Annotated in this window: 16 protein-coding genes; 7 read left to right on the top strand and 9 right to left on the bottom strand. The window is 72.4% G+C overall.

All coding sequences use genetic code 11. From position 1 onward, the window contains the following. Together AC1DQF_RS17360 and AC1DQF_RS17355 are read right to left on the bottom strand one after the other, a co-directional pair. The coding region (locus AC1DQF_RS17360) for a B3/B4 domain-containing protein (protein ID WP_477526475.1) at positions 1–470 on the bottom strand (470 nt) is incomplete at its 3' end. Then, the gene (locus tag AC1DQF_RS17355; RefSeq protein ID WP_477526474.1) at positions 463–1,068 is read right to left on the bottom strand and encodes a helix-turn-helix domain-containing protein; all 606 of its coding nucleotides are present in this window, start codon (positions 1,066–1,068) and stop codon (positions 463–465) included. The genes AC1DQF_RS17355 and AC1DQF_RS17360, both read right to left, overlap by 8 nt. A gap of 280 nt (positions 1,069–1,348) precedes the next feature. Here AC1DQF_RS17355 and AC1DQF_RS17350 point away from each other — a divergent pair, with 280 nt between their 5' ends. Then, positions 1,349–2,617, top strand: a complete 1,269-nt coding sequence (locus AC1DQF_RS17350) for an HNH endonuclease signature motif containing protein (RefSeq protein WP_477526473.1) — start codon at positions 1,349–1,351, stop codon at positions 2,615–2,617. A 46-nt stretch (positions 2,618–2,663) separates the two neighbouring features. Here AC1DQF_RS17350 and AC1DQF_RS17345 read toward each other — a convergent pair whose 3' ends face one another. Next, the gene (locus AC1DQF_RS17345) at positions 2,664–4,178 is read right to left on the bottom strand and encodes an SDR family NAD(P)-dependent oxidoreductase (protein WP_477526472.1); all 1,515 of its coding nucleotides are present in this window, start codon (positions 4,176–4,178) and stop codon (positions 2,664–2,666) included. An 81-nt stretch (positions 4,179–4,259) separates the two neighbouring features. Next, complete coding sequence (locus AC1DQF_RS17340) at positions 4,260–4,922, bottom strand: response regulator transcription factor (protein ID WP_477526471.1); 663 nt, start codon at positions 4,920–4,922, stop codon at positions 4,260–4,262. A gap of 179 nt (positions 4,923–5,101) precedes the next feature. Here AC1DQF_RS17340 and AC1DQF_RS17335 point away from each other — a divergent pair, with 179 nt between their 5' ends. Genes AC1DQF_RS17335 through AC1DQF_RS17320 form a run of 4 tightly spaced genes read left to right on the top strand, consistent with a single transcriptional unit; the run spans position 5,102 to position 11,985 of the window. After that, complete coding sequence (locus tag AC1DQF_RS17335) at positions 5,102–5,923, top strand: ABC transporter ATP-binding protein (protein WP_477526470.1); 822 nt, start codon at positions 5,102–5,104, stop codon at positions 5,921–5,923. Next, complete coding sequence (locus AC1DQF_RS17330; RefSeq protein WP_477526469.1) at positions 5,920–6,555, top strand: ABC transporter ATP-binding protein; 636 nt, start codon at positions 5,920–5,922, stop codon at positions 6,553–6,555. The genes AC1DQF_RS17335 and AC1DQF_RS17330 overlap by 4 nt, the downstream gene beginning before the upstream one ends. A 19-nt stretch (positions 6,556–6,574) precedes the next feature. After that, positions 6,575–8,914, top strand: a complete 2,340-nt coding sequence (locus AC1DQF_RS17325) for an FtsX-like permease family protein (protein ID WP_477526468.1) — start codon at positions 6,575–6,577, stop codon at positions 8,912–8,914. Then, positions 8,911–11,985, top strand: coding sequence for an ABC transporter permease (locus AC1DQF_RS17320; protein WP_477526467.1), 3,075 nt, complete (start codon positions 8,911–8,913; stop codon positions 11,983–11,985). Before AC1DQF_RS17325 ends, AC1DQF_RS17320 begins: the two co-directional genes overlap by 4 nt. A gap of 355 nt (positions 11,986–12,340) precedes the next feature. Here the strand turns inward: AC1DQF_RS17320 and AC1DQF_RS17315 are convergent, their stop codons facing one another. Beyond that, positions 12,341–13,051, bottom strand: coding sequence for a response regulator transcription factor (locus tag AC1DQF_RS17315; protein ID WP_477526466.1), 711 nt, complete (start codon positions 13,049–13,051; stop codon positions 12,341–12,343). Positions 13,052–13,297: 246 nt separating this feature from the next. Between AC1DQF_RS17315 and AC1DQF_RS17310 the strand changes: the two genes are divergently transcribed. Then, positions 13,298–14,359 carry a glycoside hydrolase family 26 protein gene (locus AC1DQF_RS17310; RefSeq protein WP_477526465.1) on the top strand — a complete coding sequence of 354 codons (1,062 nt, stop codon included), beginning with the start codon at positions 13,298–13,300 and terminating at the stop codon, positions 14,357–14,359. Here the strand turns inward: AC1DQF_RS17310 and AC1DQF_RS17305 are convergent. From AC1DQF_RS17305 to AC1DQF_RS17290, 4 genes are all read right to left on the bottom strand, one after another. After that, positions 14,331–15,011, bottom strand: a complete 681-nt coding sequence (locus AC1DQF_RS17305) for a sortase (protein WP_477526464.1) — start codon at positions 15,009–15,011, stop codon at positions 14,331–14,333. The two genes, AC1DQF_RS17310 and AC1DQF_RS17305, sit on opposite strands and share 29 nt — an antisense overlap. Further along, on the bottom strand, positions 15,011–15,166 hold the full coding sequence (locus AC1DQF_RS17300; RefSeq protein WP_477526463.1) for a hypothetical protein: 156 nt from the start codon (positions 15,164–15,166) through the stop codon (positions 15,011–15,013). The genes AC1DQF_RS17305 and AC1DQF_RS17300 overlap by 1 nt, the downstream gene beginning before the upstream one ends. 4 nt (positions 15,167–15,170) lie before the next feature. Further along, positions 15,171–16,220 carry a glycosyltransferase family 2 protein gene (locus tag AC1DQF_RS17295; RefSeq protein WP_477526462.1) on the bottom strand — a complete coding sequence of 350 codons (1,050 nt, stop codon included), beginning with the start codon at positions 16,218–16,220 and terminating at the stop codon, positions 15,171–15,173. A 257-nt stretch (positions 16,221–16,477) separates the two neighbouring features. Next, entirely contained in the window at positions 16,478–17,416 is a 939-nt protein-coding gene (locus AC1DQF_RS17290) for a GNAT family N-acetyltransferase (RefSeq protein WP_477526461.1), read from the bottom strand. A gap of 136 nt (positions 17,417–17,552) precedes the next feature. Here AC1DQF_RS17290 and AC1DQF_RS17285 point away from each other — a divergent pair, with 136 nt between their 5' ends. Next, positions 17,553–19,313 carry a DEAD/DEAH box helicase gene (locus AC1DQF_RS17285; protein ID WP_477526460.1) on the top strand — a complete coding sequence of 587 codons (1,761 nt, stop codon included), beginning with the start codon at positions 17,553–17,555 and terminating at the stop codon, positions 19,311–19,313. The last annotated feature ends 45 nt before the right edge of the window (positions 19,314–19,358 follow it).

The following is a 19,358-nucleotide window of genomic DNA, read 5'->3' as shown; positions in this document are numbered from 1 at the left end:
CCGTCGGTGACGGTGTCGAACGGCTCGGCGCCGGTGGCGCGGACGAGTCGGGGCGGGCCCACGTACGCGGTGAGGTCCTCACCGCCGAGGGGGACCTGGTGGATGACGCTGACGGCGTTGTAGATGTCGGTGAGGGCATTGACCCGCGGCAGGCCTGCCCCAGCGCGTCGAGTGAGCGCTTCGAGGCTGTTGCGGGTGCGCTGGGGCTTGGCGCCGAACGCGCGGTAGGCCTCACGCCATGCCGCCACGTGCGACAGCTCCTCCACGGGTGCGTCGGCCAGGAGCTCGCGGGCCACGTCCTCGGCGCGTGCAAGGAGCACCTCGCTTGCGCCTGCACCTGCGTCGGGTGCGAGGCCGTCGACGGCGATGAGCAGGGCGCGGTAGTCGGGGCGTAGGACGGCGACCGCATCGTCGATGCTGACACCGGCCAGGAGCTCTGCAAGCTCGTCACCGGTACGAAGGTCAGTCATGGCTGGCCTCGGTCTTCGTGCCGGCGCCGACGCCGGGCTCGAACACGGTCAGGGAGAACCTGGCCTGTTCCGTGCTGTCGTTGGCGTAGGAGTGCGGGACGTCGCTGGTGAACGAGATGGCGTCGTCGACGTTCAGGACTTCGCTGTGCTCGCCGACGGTGACGGTGACAACGCCTTCGCGGACTTGCAGGATTTCCTTGGTGCCGCGCACGTGGGCTTCGCTGTCGTGACGGTCTCCGGGAGCGAGCCTCCAGTCCCACAACTCGAGGATGTCGGGGGGTGTGGTTCCGGCCAGCAGCACGCCGCGGCCCCCGCCCTCGCCGGTCCACAACGCGGGTGCCTCACCGGCTCGGATGACCTTGACGGGCTTCGTCTGAGGCACCGCGACGAGGGCCTGCAGGCCGATGCCGAGGGCGTCGCTGAGGCGCAGCAGCGTGGTGACGCTCGGGTTTGCGGTGCCCTGCTCGACGTTGATGAGCATGCGGCGACTCACCCCGGACTTCTCGGCAAGCTGGGCGAGCGTCCATTCGCGTGCCTGGCGCTCAGAACGAACCTTTGCGCCGATGGCGGCCGAGAGATCACTGGCATTGATGTCCACAAGTGCACCATAGTGCATTGTCAGTGCAACGCACCGCAGACGAGAAGGCCGGCCTCCGAACGCGTTTACCCAATTGTTGTCGTTCGAACACACTTACGAATACCGTCCGTCGCCGGTAAGGTACGGACTACGTTCCATGAAGTCACCGGGTAGTCGAGCTGCCGAGCTGGTGGGGCGAGTTGCGAGGGTGAGTAATAGTCCGGAGACCGGGCCTCCAGGAGCGACGACCGTTGTGAGTCACGTACGCACGTGATGAGCCGTCGTCGAGGGGAGGTCCAGCATGATTCATCCGATCGTGGCTGCGGTGGACTCGGTCCGTTCGACGTTGAAGAGCGTGGGTGACGCCAACCCCACCTTCATGACCACCGATGACAAGGCCGCCGCGCTGAGCGAGCTGGTCCGGGCCGAGGGACAGCTGGCCGAGCTGCGCCTGCGGATCCTGGCCGATTCCGGCGACCTCGCCGTGGCGACCGCGACGAAGGATGCAGCCGGATGGCTGGCGAAGGTCACCCGCACCCGATTCGCCGATGCCCGTGCCGACCTGGCCCTGTCGCGCGCGTTGGACGGCGAGCACCCGGTCCTGGCCGCTGCGATGCGGGAGGGTGGCGCGACCCTGGCGCAGGCGCACACCATCCACCGCGTCCTCTGCGCGCTCCCGTCGCGCATCGACGCTGACACTGTCGCTCACGCCGAGGCACACCTCGTCGCGCAGGCCGCACACTTCGGGCCCAAGGAGCTCGGCCGACTCGGTCGACACATCCTCGAGGTCGTGGCACCTGAGATCGCCGAGGAGGCGGAGGCGCGACGTTTGGCCGAGCTCGAGGACAGTGCCGCCGACAAGACCCGGCTGACGATGCGTCGCCTCGGTGATGGCACGACTCGTGTCTCCGGGCGGGTGCCGGACGCCGCCGCCACCCGGCTGGCGACCTACCTCGAGGCCTACAGCAACCCCCGTGCCGCTACCGACAGGCACCAGGACGAGACGTCCAGTGACCCGTTCACGAGGCTCCCCTACCCCAAGCGGATGGGGCWGGCCTTCATCCAGTTCCTCGAAGCTGCCGACCGTCGGCGGCTGCCGATTCACGGTGGCGACGCCACCACGGTCGTCGTCACCATCCCGCTCGCCTCCCTGCGGGCAGAGCTCGGTGCGGCCGACCTGCTTGGCTCCGGCCTGGTGCCGGGCGACGAGCTGACCGGCGACCTCATCACCGTCGCCCAGGTCCGACGCCTCGCCTGCACCGCACAGATCGTCCCCGCCGTCCTCGGCGGCGACAGCATCCCCCTCGACCTCGGGCGCGCGCGCCGGCTGTTCTCGCCCGGCCAACGCAAAGCACTCCTGATCCGCGACAAGACCTGCAGGGCAGAGGGCTGTGAGGTCCCGGGGACATGGTGCGACGCCCACCACCTCGACCCGTGGTCGACCGGGGGCAGGACCGACCTCGACAACGGCGTGCTCCTCTGCAACCACCATCACCACAGGGCGCACGACACCGGCTACCGCACCGACCGCCTCGCCAACGGCGACATCATCTTCCACCGACGCAGGTAGAGCGGTCCGTGCCGGTTCACCGCGGCCGGTCGACCAGCCCCGCAGGTCACCAGGGCGAAGGCCGGTAGTCCTTCACGAAGCAGCCGTAGAGGTCCTCGCCGGCCTCGCCCAGCACGACCGGGTCGTAGACCCGCGCCGCGCCGTCGACCAGGTCGAGGGGGGCGTGCCAACCCTCGGCGGCGATCCGCAGCTTGTCGTGGTGGGGCCGCTCGTCGGTGATCCAGCCGGTGTCGACCGCGGTCATCAGGATCCGGTCGGTCTCGAACATCTCGCCCGCCGAGGTGCGCGTCAGCATGTTGAGCGCCGCCTTGGCCATGTTGGTGTGCGGATGCCCCGCCCCCTTGTAGCGGCGGGAGAACTGCCCCTCCATCGCCGAGACGTTGACGACGTACGCCCGCTGCGACGTCGCGGCGGAGGCGGCGGCCGACAGTGCGGGGCGCAGGCGCGAGACCAGCAGGAACGGCGCGATCGAGTTGCACAGCTGCACCTCGAGCAGCTCCAGCGGGTCGACCTCCCCGACGGTCTGGGTCCACGAGTTGTTGTCCTGGACGTCGGGCAGCAGGCCGCCGGCGTCGACGGCGGTCCCGGCGAGGTGGGCGTCGAGCGAGGCGTGGCCGGCCGACAGTGAGAGCGCGGTCAGGGTGGCGGCGTTGTGGGCGGCCAGGGCCGAGGCCTGCGACTCGCCCTCGTGGTGGGCGACCGCGGTGTCCGAGAGCGCGCCCGCGATGACCGCCGGGTGGGCCTCGCTGATCCGGTCGAAGGCGACCATCTCCGGCAGCACCCGGCCGTCGGGGAGCGGAGCGTGCTCGGCCTCCACCAGCGGGGCATAGGAGCCCGGCGTACGTCGCACGGTCTGGCACGCGTTGTTGATGAGGATGTCGAGAGGACCGCAGGCGGCGACGTCGTCGGCCAGCGAGACGACCTGGGTGGGGTCGCGCAGGTCGATGCCGACCACCTTGAGGCGGTGGATCCAGTCCTCGCTGTCGGGCAGGGAGGAGAAGCGGCGGACGGCGTCCTTGGGGAAGCGCGTGGTGATCGTGGTGTGGGCGCCGTCGCGGAGCAGCCGCAGGGCGATGTACATGCCGATCTTGGCGCGGCCACCGGTGAGCAGCGCGCGCTTGCCGGTCAGGTCGGTGCGCTGGTCGCGCTTGGAGTGGCTCAGCGCCGCGCACGAGGGGCACAGCCAGTGGTAGAACGCGTCGACCAGGGTGAAGTCCTGCTTGCAGATGTAGCAGCCGCGCGGGTTGATGAGCTCGCCGGCGAAGGCGCCCGGCGCGATGGAGACCAGGGGGATGCCCGACGTCTCGTCGTCGATGCGGACCGGTGAGCCGGTCGCGGTGAGCTCGGTGACGGCCCGGTCGTGGGCCAGCTCCTCGGCCCGCTTGCGCAGCTTGCGCTCGGCCTTGATCGACTTGTACATCCCCGACGCCGCCCGCTTGACCCGCACGTGGTCCGGGTGGTCGCCGGGCAGGTGGTGGACCTGCTGGAGCACGCGGAGCGTGGTCGCCAGGTCGTCCGGGTCGATGCCGGTCTCGGTGTCGGTCCCGGGCTGCTCAGTCACCGGAGGATCGTACGGCGACCGCACCGGGCGGGCGGATTCGCCGAGGCCACGCCGGTCGACGTACGGACCGACGGAGTCGCGTCAGGCGGTGCGCTCGCCGGCGGTGTCCTGCTGGCTGGCCAGGCGGACGCGGTCGGCACGCAGGCCGTGGGCGACGCCCCACAGGACGGCCTTGGAGCGGCTGTCGACGTCGATCTTGCGGTAGCAGGACCGGATGTAGGACTTGATCGAGTTGACCGACAGCGACGTGCGCTCGGCGATCTCGAGGTTGCTCAGTCCCATCGTGATGAGGGACAGGACCTCGGCCTCGCGGGCGGTGAGCCCCTCCTCGCGCCCGGGCCAGTCCCCACCGACGAGGCGGTTGCCCTTGGGGGCCGGGGAGACGATGACGCGACCCGAGGCGACGGCCTGGAGGGCCTCGACCAGCTGGGAGGCGGTCAGGCTCTTGGAGAGGTAGCCCGACACGCCCTGCTCCATGGTCTCGCGGGCCAGCCAGGGCTGGAAGTTCCACGTGTAGACGACGACCTTGCCGACGCGCGGGTTGTTGAGCAGGCGCGCGAGGCCGGGCCCGTTGCCCTGCCCCATCCCGAACGTGTCGTACAGCGCGATGTCGACCTCGTGGATGATGTTCTTCTGGGCGGCGAGCTCGACGATCTCGATGCGGTCGCCGTAGTTGCGGAGCATTGCGTCGAGGCCACGGACGACGACCTCGTCGTCGTTGACGAGCGCAACTCGGATCACCATGGCTGCACTGTACGTCGCCGACCGGACTGTATGTTCACCTCGGTCGTTGATCGACCAGGTGTCAGACGAGTGCCGGACGAGCAGGAAGACGGGGACTTCGGGTGCAGGACCATGCGGTCGCGACGCCGACGGCCGGCGTCGTACCCCCTGTCGGCGGGCTCGGTGTCCGGTGCGAGGGAGTGGTTCACCTCTACCGCACCTTCGGCGGCCACGACGTCGTCGCCCTGCGCGGCGTCGACCTGGCCATCGCCCCGGGGGAGCGCGTCGCCTTCCTCGGCCCCAGTGGCTCGGGCAAGTCGACGCTGCTGACCCTCCTCGGCGGCATCCAGAAGCCCAGCGCAGGACGGATCTTCCTGGGCGACGAGGAGATCTCGCGGATGGGTGAGCGCTACCTCGCGCGGATCCGCTCGCGCAGCGTCAGCACGATGCTGCAGGGCGCCACCCGCAACCTGCTGCCCTACGCCACCGCCCGGCAGAACATCGCCTTCGCCCGGCTGTCCCTCAGCAACGCCGAACGGCGCGACGCCATGCTCGACGGCGAGCTGCTCGGCCGGGTCGGTCTCGAGCAGCAGGCCGACCAGGTCGTCTCGACCATGTCCGGCGGCCAGCGCCAGCGCCTCGCCCTCGCCTGCTCGGTGGCCACGTCGCCGCGACTGCTGCTCGCCGACGAGCCGACCAGCCAGCTCAGCCACGAGGACCGCGACCACGTCCTGCACCTCATCCACTCCCTCGGCGACGACTTCGGCACCACCATCGTCGTCGTCACCCACCAGCCCGAGGTGGCCGCGACCTTCCCGCGCACGGTGACCATGAAGGGCGGCCGCGTCGGCGCCGAGGGTCGCGAGGGCTCCGAGTACGCCGTCGTCGGCGAGGACGGCGTGCTGCACCTGCCGGCCCACGTGGCCGCGGAGTGGCCCCCCGGCACGCTGGTCCGCTTCGAGGAGGACGAGTCCGGTCGCCTGGTCGTCACCCGCTCCAGCGCAGAGGGAGGCCCCGCGTGAACGACCTGACCCTCGAGAACGTGACCTACGTGGCGGGGCGCACCCTGCTCGACGACGTCTCGCTGACCTTCCCGGCCGGGCAGGTGACGGCCCTGTCGGGACCGAGCGGCTCGGGCAAGACCACCCTGCTGTCCATCGCGGGCGGCCTCCTGGCGCCCACCTCGGGGACGGCGGCGTACGCCGGCACCTCCACCTGGACGGGCACCGGCGACCCGCGCCCGGAGGTCGCCTTCGTCCTGCAGGTCTACGGCCTCGTGCCGATCCTGTCGGCCCGCGAGAACGTCTCGATCGCGCTGCGTGCCCGCGGCGTGGCCCCCGTCGACGCCGACGAGCACGCCGAGGCGGCCCTGGCCCGGTTCGGGATCGCCGACCTCGGCGAGCGACAGGTCGAGGAGCTCTCGGGCGGGCAGATGCAGCGCGTCGCCTGCGCCCGTGGCTTCGTGGTCGCCTCCGGGGTGCTGCTCGCGGACGAGCCGACCTCCGAGCTCGACGAGGGCAACCGCGGCGTGGTCCTGGCCGAGCTGCGCGAGGAGGCGGCGCGGGGTGCTGTCGTCGTCGTCGCCACGCACGACCCCGCCGTCGTCGAGGCCTGCGACGTGCACTTCGCGCTCGACGAGGGCCAGCTGGTGTGACCGGACCGGTGGTGCGGCCATGACCCGCTTCCTGCGCGGGGCCTGGAGCCGTCGCGGAGCCCTGGCCACCCTGGTGGCGATGACGGCCGTCGTCGTCGGGGGCGCCGTGGGCGTGCTCGGCTTCGCGGCCGCCGCCGGCACGTCCCGGCTGCTCGCCGCACCCCTGCTGCTGCTCGGGGCCGTCGCCGTGCCCAGCATCGGGGCCGAGCTCGCGACCGCCCGCCGCGAGGAGATCGGCCTGGCCCGGCTCCGTGGCATCCACGGCGCCCGGCTGTGGCGCCTCCTGCTCCTCGAGCCCCTCGGTGCCGTCGTCGTCGGCACCCTGCTCGGCCTGGTGCTCGGCGGCCTGGTGACGGTGTCGTCCACCGCGCTGTGGCTGGGCGAGGCGGCCGACCCGCTCGACCGGACCGCCGTCCTGACCGCGCTCGGCACCGCGCTCGCGGGCCTGCTGATCGTCGTCGTCTCCTCGGCCGCGGCCCTCCGCGAGCCGCTGGCCGTGCAGGTCGCGACGCGGCAGCGGCCCCGCCGCGCGACCACCGTGGTGGTCTTCCTGAGCGTGCTGGTCATCGTCGGCGCCGGCGTCGCGGCGTACCGCTCGCGGACCGCGGCCACCGACGACCCGGACGTGCTCGTCCTCCTGGGGCCGGCCCTGGTCGGCCTCGCCCTGGGGCAGGTTGCGATCTGGCTGCTGCGCCTCGGTGCCCGCGTGTCGACCGTCGGCACCGGCGACCGGGGGATCGCGCCGTTCCTGGCCACCCGGCGGCTGGCCCGCGCCGACGACCTGGTCACCCCGCTGCGCCTCGTGGTCGCGGCCGCCGTGGTCGCCACGCTGGCCACGACCGGCGCCCTGGCCGTCGACAGCTGGACCGACACCGAGTCCCGGATCGCCGGCGCCGGACCCACCTCGGTCGCCGTCGACGGCGGGGCCCTGGAGGCCGTGGCGCTGACCCGCGACCTCGACCCGAGCGGCGAGCACCTGATGGCCACCGCCGTGGTGCCCAACCTGGACCGCCTCGCCGAGCGCCGGGCCTACGTCGACGCCAGCCGCTTCGCGGCGGTCGTCGGCGACTTCTACGACGGCACCCCCGTCGAGGATGCGGCCCGCGCCGTGCCGGACCTGGCCGCCGACCTGCCCGACCTGACCCTGCGGGGCGCTCGGTTGACCGTGTCCGCCTCGTCCCTGCTGAAGGGCAGCGGCGACAGCCGCGGCGTCACCCTCGAGGTCGTCTACGTCGGCAACGACGACGCGCGTGGGTCCGTCCTCGTCGACCTCCCCCTGGAGCGCACCGGGGCGCGGGTGACGCGCAGCGTCCGCCTGCGCGGATGTGCGGACGGCTGCCAGCTCACCGGGATGTCGGTGAGCCGGCTCTTCGGGAAGCGCAGCGGCGTCTTCACCTTCGACACCACCCCGGTGACGGTCCTCCTCGAGCGGATCGAGGTCGGCGACCTGGACCTCGCCTCGCTCGCCTGGCAGCCCGACGCGGGCTCCATCCGCAACAACCTGAACCGTCAGTTCCTGCGGGGCACCGTCGACCCCCTACGGCGGGTGAGCGCCAACCGGCCCGACGGGCTCGAGGTGTCCACGCTCGTCGACGGACCGACCGGGCTGGTGCTGACCGCCGCCACCGAGCCCCTCCGCGTGATCTCCGCCGGCACCCCCGACCCGGCCCCGCTCGACCTCGGCAGCGGCGAGCGCCCCGCCGACCCCATCGGCGAGTACGCCGCCCTGCCGCTGGTCGGCGGCGTGGGCGTGCTGGCCGACCTCGCGGCCGCCTCCGTCGCATCGGGACCGACCGTGCCCAGCGCCGAGGTCCGCATCGTCGCGGCGGCCGACACCCCCGGCGCCATGCTGGACCAGGTGGTCGCCGCCACCGGGTCGCAGCCCCAGTCCCTCGACGACCTCCGCGACGACATCGGCACGGCCGCGGGTGCCGCCCAGGCGCGCGCCTACGTGCTGACCGCCGGCGCCTGCGTGCTGGTCGCCCTCCTCGCGCTCGCCGCGGGGGTCGCCCGGCACCGTCGCAGCTACCGCCACGACGTGGCGGCGCTGCGGGTCATGGGCATCGGGGTCGACACCGCCCGCCGGGCCGGTCGCACCGAGCTCGCTGCGCTGGCCCTGCTCGTCGTCGTGGCCGTCGCCGTCGGCGGATGGGTGGCTGTGCAGCTCCTGCTGGGCGGGCTCCCGCTGATCACGCCGACGCCTGCGGCCCAGCCGCTGGACACCGGCGCCCGGGTGCCTGCCCTCGCGCTCCCGGCGGTCCTCGCCGCGGTGGCCGTGCTGGTGGTCGGCGGGCGTGCGCGCGCCGTACGCGACTCGACCACCCGACCTTCCCTGCTGCGTGACGAGGAGCGCCGATGATGCAGCTCCTCGCCACCGTGCTGCGCGGGCTGCGAGCCCGGGCCCTGCTCAGCGTCGGCTCGATCGTGCTGACCGCCCTGGCGATCGGGTCGGCGGTCCTCGGACCGATCTTCTCCGAGGCCGTCACCAACTCCTACGTCGTGACCCGGCTGCGCGAGGCCCCGGCCGCGGCGACCGGGCTGACCCGGGTGCTGGACCTGAAGTCCCAGCTCGACCCGCAGGCCGCGCGAGACCTGGCGGTCACCGAGTCGCAGGCCCTCGACGAGGGCCCGTGGGGTGAGCCCGTCACCACCCTGGTGTCCGAGCGCTACAGCGCGCTGCGCGGCGTCGTCACCTTCTGGGCGCGCGAGGACGTCTGCGACGGCCTCGAGGTGACCGGTCGCTGCCCCAGCGCGCCCGGCGAGGTGCTGATGCTCAACACCGACGCCGAGAAGAACGGTGCGGTGGTCGGCGAGCCGCTGGAGCTGCCGATCTTCGAGCCGCAGGAGATCGAGGGGCAGTACCCCCGCCCGCCGCTCGACGAAGTCACGGTGGTGGGGACCTACACCACGCCGCAGTCCGACGACGTCTGGCAGCGTCCGACCCTGCTCACCAGCACCAACGAGCAGTCCAGCCTGTCGGGGGGCTACAAGCCGTACCAGCCGTCGCCCCTCATCACCACGTCCGACACCGTGGCCTCGCTCGGCCCGGGCGAGTGGTCGGTGCGCGTCGACACCCCGCTCGCCGTGCCCGCGGACCTCACCCGCAGCGACCTCGACGCCGCCTCGGCGACGGCCGCCCGCCTCGACGCGACCACCGAGGTGGCGGGTGGCACCCTGACCGGCGACCCCGACGTCAACAACCTCGGTGCCGTGCGCGACGAGGTCCGCGAGCAGCAGGCCACCGCCCGCGCGTCCATCGCGCCCGCCGTCCTGTCGCTGGTGCTCGTCGCGCTGGCCCTCCTGATGCGCCTGCTGATGGCGGCCAGCGAGATCCGGGTGCCCGAGCTGGCCCTGGCGTCCCTGCGCGGGGTCTCCTCGCGCAAGCTCTGGGTGCTGGGCCTGTCGGAGCCGCTCGTGGTGCTGGCGGTCGCGACCCCCGTGGGTGCCGCGCTGGGCCTGGGCATGGGCTACGGCCTCACGCGCGCCTGGCTGGTGGAGGGCCTGCCGGTGCCCGTGCCGTGGGTGAGCTGGGTGGCCGCGGGGCTGGTCCTGCTGGCCGCGATCGGTGTCGCCTGCGTGGCCGTCGGCCTGGTCGTCCGCGACACGCTCGCGTCCCAGCTCTCCGGCGTACGTCGCCCGCAGGCCTCCCGCCGCTGGTCGGTCGTGGCCCAGCTGGCGCTGGTCGCGCTGGCCCTCGCCGTGCTGTTCTCCAAGCTGGCCTCGGGCACCCAGGGCGACCCGGACGCCACCGACCTGGTGCTGCCCGTCCTGCTGGCCATCGTCGCGGGGCTGGCCGCCACCCGCGCCACCGCCTGGCTGGCCACGTGGTGGACCAGGCGCCGCCAGTACACCCGCTCGCTCGGCAGCTTCGTCTCCGCACGGGCCATCTCGCGCCGCCAGGAGGGCACCCTGGTGATCCTGCCGGTGACGGCCGCGATCGCGGTGGCGGTCTTCGGTGCCGGCGTCTACGGCTCGGCCGCGACGTGGCGGGCCAGCGTGGCCGCCACCGCCTCGCCCGGCGAGGTCACCTGGGCCTCCCCGCTGTCCCTGCGCGACACCCGCGACCTGACCCGGCGCATCGACCCCGACGGCGAGTGGGTGATGACCGCCGCCGAGGTGCAGAACCCGGGGGCCAACTTCTCCATCGTCGACGCCGACCGGCTCGCCACCATTGCGGTCTGGCCGCCCACCTGGACGCCGGGACAGAGCGTGGAGGAGGTCGCCGCCAGCATCGCGACGCCGGGCGTCGTGCCGACCCTCGTCGGCCGCAGGCTCTCCCTCACCATCGACAACCGGGCCCGCACGTCGCGCCCCCTCGCGGTCGAGGTGCGACTGGGCTCGGTCGGCGGCACCCCCGAACGCGTCTACCTGGGGCCCTTCCCGCGCGGTGAGCACACGATCACCGAGCGGTTGCCCAGGACCTGCGCGACGGCCTGCCCGCTGGAGGGCATCACCCTCGGCGGCGGGGCCGGCACCACGATGGAGATGGACGGCCATGCCAGCGTGGTGGAGATCGCCGTCGACGGGGCCCCCGTCGACGGGGCCATCGACGGCGCGGCCTGGGTCGCGGCTCCCGACTCGCAGGCACCCACCTCGATCGCCGGCCTGGACGCCGACGGCGGGACTATCGACCTGGAGCTCGACACGGACGGCGGGGTGGGGATGGCCMGCCTCACGTCGGGCGGCATCACCCTCAAGCGTCCCGCGGTCCGGGGCGTCGACGTCTCCGACGAGGCGATCGAGGGCCTCGACGGGTCCGGCGTGATCGGCGTGGAGCCGCAGGGCACCGCCGAGGGGCTGCCCTTCGTCGGCCCGACCGGCCTGCTGGTCGACTTCTCCTCGTTCATCACCGACCGGCCGGTCTACGACAACCTCTTCCAGACGCGCGTGCTCATGCGCGACGAGGCGCCGGCGGAGGTCCGCGACGCCCTCGAGGAGTCCGGGCTGACGGTGGAGACCACGCTGGCCACCGAGCAGCGGGTCCTGGACCAGAGCGCCTACGCCCTCGCCCTGCGGCTGTACGCCGTCGTCGCGGCACTCGTGCTGCTCATGGCGCTGGCGGGCCTCTTCGTCTCCACGGCGGTCCAGCTCCCGTCCCGGCGCCGGGACGCGGCGGCGCTGCGCGTGGTCGGCGTACCCCGGGGCGCCGTCATGTCCGCCGTCGCCCGCGAGTTCCTCGTGGTGCTGGGCGGCGCGGCGATCGCGGGCATCCTGGCGGGCTCCCTGGCCCAGTACGTCGTGCTGCGCACCATCACGCTCGGCTACGTGGAGGACCTCTCCACGCCCCAGCTCGTCGCCGAGATCTCCCCTCTCCGTCTCGTGGCCCTGACCGCCATCGCCGCGGTCGTCCTGGGCGTCGCCGCCTTCGTCAGTGCCTCGCTCACCGTGCGCGGGGCGCGGGGGTCGACCCTGCGCGAGAGCGCTCGCTGACCTGGATGGCGCCGAGCGGGCACTTCCGTGCGCTGGATGGCGCCGAGCGCGCTGTTCCTGTCAGCTGGGCGGGGCCGCGAGAGCAACTGGCGGCGTACGACGGGTGGATCGGCGTGATCCCTGTCGTCCGCCGCCAGTTGGTGAGGCCGCGAGCAGGTCCCTTGTCGCCCGCCGCCAGTTGACGGGCCTTCGGCGCCCGGTCGGCCGCGGTGGCGGCACCTCGCCGGCGATCGCCGGATCCCGCGCGGTCCGCCGCCGGCAGCTGGGCGGGGCGAGCGAGAGCAACTGGCGGCCTACGACGGGTGGATCGGCGTGATCCCTGTCGTGCGCCGCCAGCTGACGAGCGTGACGCGGCTCAGGCGGCGTCGAAGCGGAAGCCGACCCCGCGCACGGTCCGGATCCAGCGGGCCTCGCCGTGCTCGCGCAGCTTGCGCCGCACGTTGGCGACGTGCACGTCGACGAGGTGGGTGTCGGTCGCGTGGTCGGTCTCCCAGACCTCGCGGAGCAGGTCGTTGCGGCGCATCACGACGCCGGGCCGGGTGGCCAGCGCGGTGAGGAGGTCGAACTCGGTGCGCGTCAGCTCCACCGGCGTCCCGTTGACCTCCACGTCGCGGGCGTGCCGGTCGAGGACCAGGCCGGCACCGCCCTCGATGCGACCGTCCGTGTTGACGCTCGGCGGTCGCGGGGCGGCCGAGGAGGAGCGGGGGCGGCGGAACATCGCGGCGATCCTGGCCTGCAGCTCGCGCGAGGACACCGGCTTGCCCATGAAGTCGTCGGCACCGGCCTCGAGCCCCAGCAGGAGGTCGATCTCGTCCTGCCGCTCGCTGACGAACATGATGTAGCAGTCGCTGGCCGACCGGATGCGCCGACAGACCTCGAGGCCGTCGATGTCGGGCAGCGACATCTCGAGGATCACCAGGTCGGGCTGGAGGTCCTCGAAGTGCGCCAGGGCGGTGCCGCCGCGGGATGCGGTCGAGACCTCGAACCCGGCCCGGCCGACCACCTCGCTGATGGCGTCCCTGGTGGCCGGGTCGTCGTCGACGACCACGGCAGAGCGGTGCTTCATGTGTCTTCCCCCCGGAAGTTCTTGCTGTGGGTCACACCCTGACCCGTCGGGCCAACTGTGGAGYGGAACGTGCGTCCTTGCTAGAGGGAAGACGAGGTCGTGGAGCGGTTGTTACGGCGTGGGACCAGAAATGGCAAAACTGTCACCATGTTGACGGTTCGTTGACATAGTCGCCGCCATCACGCCGGAGCACCATTCCGGACCACCCCGAGGGATCACCCCGACGGACCACGAGCGGGAGCACGCATGCTGGCAGCGGCTGGGGCCACCGAGCCCCCCACCATCACGTCCCCTCCTCACTCCATCGCGCCCGTCGTCGACCGCCGGGCTCCGCGCCGGGCGAGCACCCGGGTGGTCGTGGTCGTCGCGCTGGCGCTGGTCGTGCTGTCCACGGTCTTCACCTGGACCGACGCCAACGCCGCCCGCGCGCGCGACCCGCTCCAGCACCACGTGCGCCTCGGCGCCTGGGTGGCGGGGATGACCCTCGAGCCCGCACGCCTCGACGCGCTGGGCCGTGAGCTGCACACCGACATCGCGGTCGCGTCGTACTACTGGGGCTACGGCGACGTCTTCCCCGCCGCCACCGAGCTCGCCCACAGCCGCGGCGGCACCCGCGACGTGCTGCTGTCCTGGGACATGGGCGAGACCCGCTTCGCGGACTGGAGCCGCGGCGACCACGACGCCTACCTGGACCAGATCGCCGCCGCCGCCCTCGCCTACCCGTACGACGTCTACGTCCGGCCGTGGCCGGAGATGAACGGCGACTGGCAGTCCTTCCAGCCGACCCGCGATGGGGCCAAGGCCCACGGCGGTACGCCGGCCGAGTTCGTCGCCGCCTGGCGGCACGTCGTCGACCACCTCCGCGCGGCCGGCGTCGACAACATCAAGTGGGTCTTCAACCCCACCGTCGACACCTACGCCGAGACCACCAGGGTCTCCGACATCTGGCCCGGCGCCGGGTACGTCGACGTGCTCGGCCTCGACGGGTTCAACTGGGGCCAGGACTCGGTGTGGGGCCGCTGGCGCTCGTTCTCCGACGTCTTCGAGAAGCAGTACAAGCGGCTCACCCGGCTGCACCCCACGGCCCCGGTGTGGATCTGCGAGGTCGGCTCGAAGGAGCCGCGGCGCCAGGACGGTGCGCCCCGCGACCGCCGGCGGAGCAAGGGTCGGTGGATCACCGACATGATGAGCGCGCGCGACTTCCCCCGCATCGACACCGTCGTGTGGTTCAACGAGGCCAAGGAGCGGGACTGGCGCATCGAGTCGTCCCGCGGCTCGCTCAGGGCGATGCGACGGGCGCTGCGCTGATCCCAGCGCCACCCGCGTCGGCGCGCCGGACCGCCAGGGTCGAGCGACCGTCGACGAGGACGTCGTCGAGCTCGGCGACGGCGATCAGCCGCTTGGACGACCCGTACTTGGGCCAGCAGGTCGTGAGGGTGAGCTTGCGACCCGGGAGCGGGTCGAGCACGTGGTGGGCGTCGGYCGCCACGATCCACGGCTCGCGCACGATGCGGTAGACCCACGTCGTGTCGCCCTGGGTGATCTCCACGGGGTCGCCCCGGCGGAGGAGGTCGAAGTCGATGAACGGGTCGCCGTGGCCGGCGCGATGGGCCGCGATGGCCGCGTTGCCCTCCTCGCCCGGCATCGGCGTGCCCGGGTAGTGACCGGGGCCGAGCTCGAGCGCCGGGGCGTCCRTGCCCTCCACGACGGCCCACTCCCAGTCCTGGCCGAACCGCGGGACACGGAGCTCCGCGAAGGGCTTCTTGTACGCCGATCGGCTGGCCACCGGGACCGGCGCGTCCTGACGGACGACCGGTCGCGGCGCCGTACCCAGGGTGAGCTCCTGCTGGAGCCCCACCTGGGTACGGTCGGTACGCCAGTCGTCGTACCCGAGGCGCAGGGCGACGGCCCCGGCCACGAGTCCGAGGAGCACGACGACGGCGACCAGTCGGCGGACCATCAGCCGTGCCGCTTGGGCATGATCCTGCCCACGGCCATCAGGGCCGCGAGGATCGCGAAGCCGGCCAGGAACATCCACATGGCGTCGAACCAGATCGATGCGCCCATGCCGGTGACGGCGAGGGTTCCCCCGCCTGCTGCACCGTTGTTGTACATAACTTCACCACTTTCTCTCGGTGCCCAGGAAGGCCTGGGCGAATGCGCGGGCCTGGACGGCCTGCAGGAAGATGTCGAAGACGAACTCGATGACGACCGGAGCCGCCAGCACCATCTGGCGCACGCCGCGGGCCCGCACGGTCACGATCCGCTCGAGGGCGAAGACGCCCGTCAGGGCTAGCCAGAACGGCTGGATCTCGAAGCCGACGCCGACGGCGGCGACCAGGCTGCCGACGTAGAGGAGCGTGGCGAGGACACCGAGGACGCTCAGCGCCTGGCGGCCCCAGTAGCGGCGGGTGACCGGCGTCCAGCCGTAGTCGACGAGGTTCTCGATCGCGCCGCGCTTCCAGCGCAGCCGCTGGTCGGCGAGGTCGCGCCAGGTGGGCATCACCTCGGTCTCGAGGGTGCACGCCGCCGGCGCGAGGATGTCGTAGCCGAGGTGCAGCAGCGCCAGGGACAGCTCGTTGTCCTCCGTCAGGACGCGCAGGTCGTAGACCGACCCGGCACCGGACCGGTCGGGCAGGCGTCCGTCGCGGCGGGCCGCGACGACCTCGCGCAGCACGCTGACCGGGAAGACCGACGCGGTGCCGGTGAGCACCAGCGCCTTGCCGCGCAGTCGCCGGACGTCCCGCTCGTAGCGGGCGTACTCGTTGCGCTGGAACGTGCCGACCAGGCCGCCTCCGGGGCCGCCCCGGAAGGTGCCCCCGCAGCCGCCGAGACCGCCCTCGCGCAGGTTGGCGCGCGCCACGGCGAGGAACTCGGGGTCCAGCGTGCAGTCCGAGTCCATGACCAGCACCTGCGTGTGGTCGCCCAGCGTGGGCATCAACAACTCGAGGACCTGGTTGAGGGCGCCCGCCTTCTTGTGGGCGTTGTCGACGGTCTCGTAGACCTCGACGCCGTGCTCGCGGGCGATCTCGACCGTGCGGTCGGTGCAGTTGTCGGCGACGACCACGATGCGGTCGGGCGGTCGGGTCTGGCTGCGCAGCGAGTCGAGCGCCGCGCCCAGCGAGGCCTCCTCGTTGTGGGCCGGCAGCAGTGCGACCAGCGGTCCCACGGGTCGTACGGTGCCCCGGCCGCCGAGACGGCTGATGGCAGTGCCGGCCCCGCGGCGCGCGGTGGTCCTGGTGGTCGTTCCCCCGGTCTTCACATGGAACTGATCGTTCCAAACGCGCAGAAGGAACGCGTTTTGATCCGATCTGGTTGAAATCTTGAAGAACTTGGGAGGTTCTTGACCGTTCCTTGACCGCTATGTGGTCGTCGTGACCCGGGTCACCATGACATCCGGACGCCCCGGCTGTCACGCACCGTCCGTCAGGCGAGCCGGGTGGCGCGGTTGACCCACGTGGCGGTGGACCGCATCCCGACCTTCTCGTAGAGGCCGAGGGCGCCGGTCCGGGAGTCGGTGCTCAGCTCGGAGACCGTCGCCCCGTGCTCACGGGCCAGCGCGAAGGCGTCCACCAGGAGGACCTGGGCCAGTCCGCGGCCGCGCTGGTCACGGCGTACGGCGAGCCGACCGACGTAGGCGACCGACCCCTCGTAGGAGAGGTGGGTCAGGGCGACGCCGACGACCGTGCCGGAGTCGTCGGCCACGACGCGCAGGTTCCACGGCTCGAAGCCGGGGCGACCGACGAGGGAGGCGTGGAAGTCCTCGAACGTCTCGCGGTCGCGCTCGGACCACTCGAGGAACGCGTCCTCGAGGACGTCGTGCGCGGCCCGCAGGTCGTCCTCGCCGGCCGTGCGTACGGCGTACCCCTCGGGCAGGTCGCGCTCGGCGATCTCGGTGCCCGGGGGCAGCTGGAGGATCCAGCTGGTCCAGCGCACCTCGTAGCCGAGCGCCGCCAGCAACCGGTCGCCCGGCCCGCCCTCGGGGACCGGCATGCCGACCACCGGGGACCCGAGGCGGCGGCCCAGGTCGCGCAGCCACCAGGCGAGCCACGTGCCGATGCCGCGCCCGCGGTGCGAGGGGAGCACGGCGGTGTCGGCGCGGTCGGCGCCCATCAGCTCGGCGTACCCGACCATCAGGTCGCCGTCGAGGACGGCGACGGAGCGGGACGAGAGGTCGTGGCTGGGCTTGGCCCAGTCGCCCACGATGTCGGCCTCCTCGATCTCGACCGCRCCGATGTCCTCCTGCTCCTGCGCGGCCATCAGCGCGAACACGGCGCCGGAGTCGTCGCGGGTCAGCGGGCGGGTGGTGAGGCCGGCCGGGAGGCCCGGGGCGGCGTCGGAGCCGGTGTGCGAGGTGCTGGTCATGCGACTCATGATGGGCCGCGCAGGGCCGCTCCGTCGCGTGAATAATCGGACGCCGGCGGTCCCCGGAGGGCGACGTGACGGACGTCGCCGCGACGACGAATCCCACGCCCGTTGCGCTAGCCACTACCGTTGACGGGTGGTTGACGATACTTCCCCCTCCCCTTCCGACGACGAGCAGCAGTCCTTCGCCGATCTCGGCCTCTCGCCCGCAGTGCTGAAGGCACTGTCGGACGTGGGCTACGAGACGCCCTCGGCGATCCAGGCGCAGACCATCCCGCCGCTGCTCGAGGGGCGTCACGTCGTCGGCCTCGCCCAGACCGGAACCGGCAAGACGGCGGCCTTCGCGCTGCCGATCCTGTCGCGTCTCGACCTGTCCCAGAAGACCCCCCAGGCCCTCGTCCTGGCGCCGACCCGCGAGCTCGCGCTCCAGGTCTCCGAGGCCTTCGAGAAGTACGCCGCGCACATGAAGGGCGTGCACGTCCTGCCGATCTACGGCGGCCAGGGGTACGGCGTCCAGCTCTCCGCCCTGCGTCGCGGCGTCCACGTCGTCGTCGGCACGCCGGGCCGGATCATGGACCACCTGGAGAAGGGCACCCTCGACCTCTCCGAGCTGCGCTTCCTCGTCCTCGACGAGGCCGACGAGATGCTCAAGATGGGCTTCGCCGAGGACGTCGAGACGATCCTCGCCGACACCCCTGAGGACAAGCACGTCGCGCTGTTCTCGGCCACCATGCCGTCGCAGATCCGCCGGATCTCCAAGAAGTACCTCGCGGACCCGGTCGAGATCACGGTCAAGAACAAGACCACCACCGCGGCCAACATCACCCAGCGCTACCTCATCTGCTCCTACCCGCAGAAGGTCGACGCACTGACCCGCATCCTCGAGGTCGAGAACTTCGAGGCGATGATCGTCTTCGTCCGCACCAAGAACGAGACCGAGCTGCTCGCCGAGAAGCTGCGGGCCCGAGGGTTCTCCGCGATGGCCATCAACGGCGACGTGCCGCAGGTCCAGCGCGAGCGCACGGTCAACCAGCTCAAGGCCGGCAAGCTCGACATCCTGGTCGCCACCGACGTGGCCGCGCGCGGTCTCGACGTCGAGCGGATCAGCCACGTCATCAACTACGACATCCCGACCGACACCGAGTCCTACGTGCACCGCATCGGTCGCACCGGCCGGGCCGGCCGCAAGGGCGACTCGATCGCCTTCGTGACCCCTCGCGAGCGCCACCTGCTGCGCGCCATCGAGAAGGCGACGCGCCAGCCGCTGACGCAGATGTCGATCCCCTCGATCGAGGACATCAACTCGACGCGCCTCTCGCGCTTCGACGACGCGATCACCGAGGCGCTCCAGGGGGAGAAGCTCGACTTCTTCCGCGACGTGGTCGCCCACTACGTCAACGAGCACGACGTGCCCGAGGCCGACGTCGCCGCCGCCCTGGTCGCGGTCATGCACGGCAACCAGCCGCTCGTGCTCGACGCCGAGCCCGAGCCGGCGCAGCGCTCCTTCGACACCCGCGAGCAGCGCCCCGAGCGCGGCGGCGGCAAGAAGCCCGAGCGTCGCCCGCGCGGGCGCACGGACGTCGAGATGGCGTCGTACCGGATCGCGGTCGGCAAGCGCCACAAGGTCGAGCCGCGCCAGGTCGTCGGTGCGCTCGCCAACGAGGGCGGCCTCTCGCGCGGGGACTTCGGGCACATCGACATCCGCCCGGACTTCACGCTCGTCGAGCTGCCGCGCGACCTGCCCGCCGGCACCCTGGACAAGCTCTCGGGCACCCGGATCTCCGGCAAGCTCATCGAGATCCGCCTCGACGGCGGCCCGCCCTCGCGGCGTGCCGAGTCCCGCGCCCCGCGCTCGGACGACGGCGAGCGGTCGCGGAAGCCGCGCCACAAGGGCTGAGAAGCTCCAAGCGCTCGACCCGGACATGCAACGAGCCGGCCCCCC

The organism is Nocardioides sp. P4_G4, from assembly GCF_056401085.1.
Note: the sequence above shows the minus strand (reverse complement) of the source record. Positions and strands in the feature narration are given on the sequence as shown.

Bases quoted from the DNA above. Each gene is read 5' to 3' on its own strand.
- AC1DQF_RS17315 (WP_477526466.1), bottom strand. From the start codon at position 13,051: ATGAAGCACCGCTCTGCCGTGGTCGTCGACGACGACCCGGCCACCAGG.
- AC1DQF_RS17310 (WP_477526465.1), top strand. From the start codon at position 13,298: ATGCTGGCAGCGGCTGGGGCCACCGAGCCCCCCACCATCACGTCCCCT.
- AC1DQF_RS17325 (WP_477526468.1), top strand. From the start codon at position 6,575: ATGACCCGCTTCCTGCGCGGGGCCTGGAGCCGTCGCGGAGCCCTGGCC.
- AC1DQF_RS17300 (WP_477526463.1), bottom strand. From the start codon at position 15,166: ATGTACAACAACGGTGCAGCAGGCGGGGGAACCCTCGCCGTCACCGGC.
- AC1DQF_RS17340 (WP_477526471.1), bottom strand. From the start codon at position 4,922: ATGGTGATCCGAGTTGCGCTCGTCAACGACGACGAGGTCGTCGTCCGT.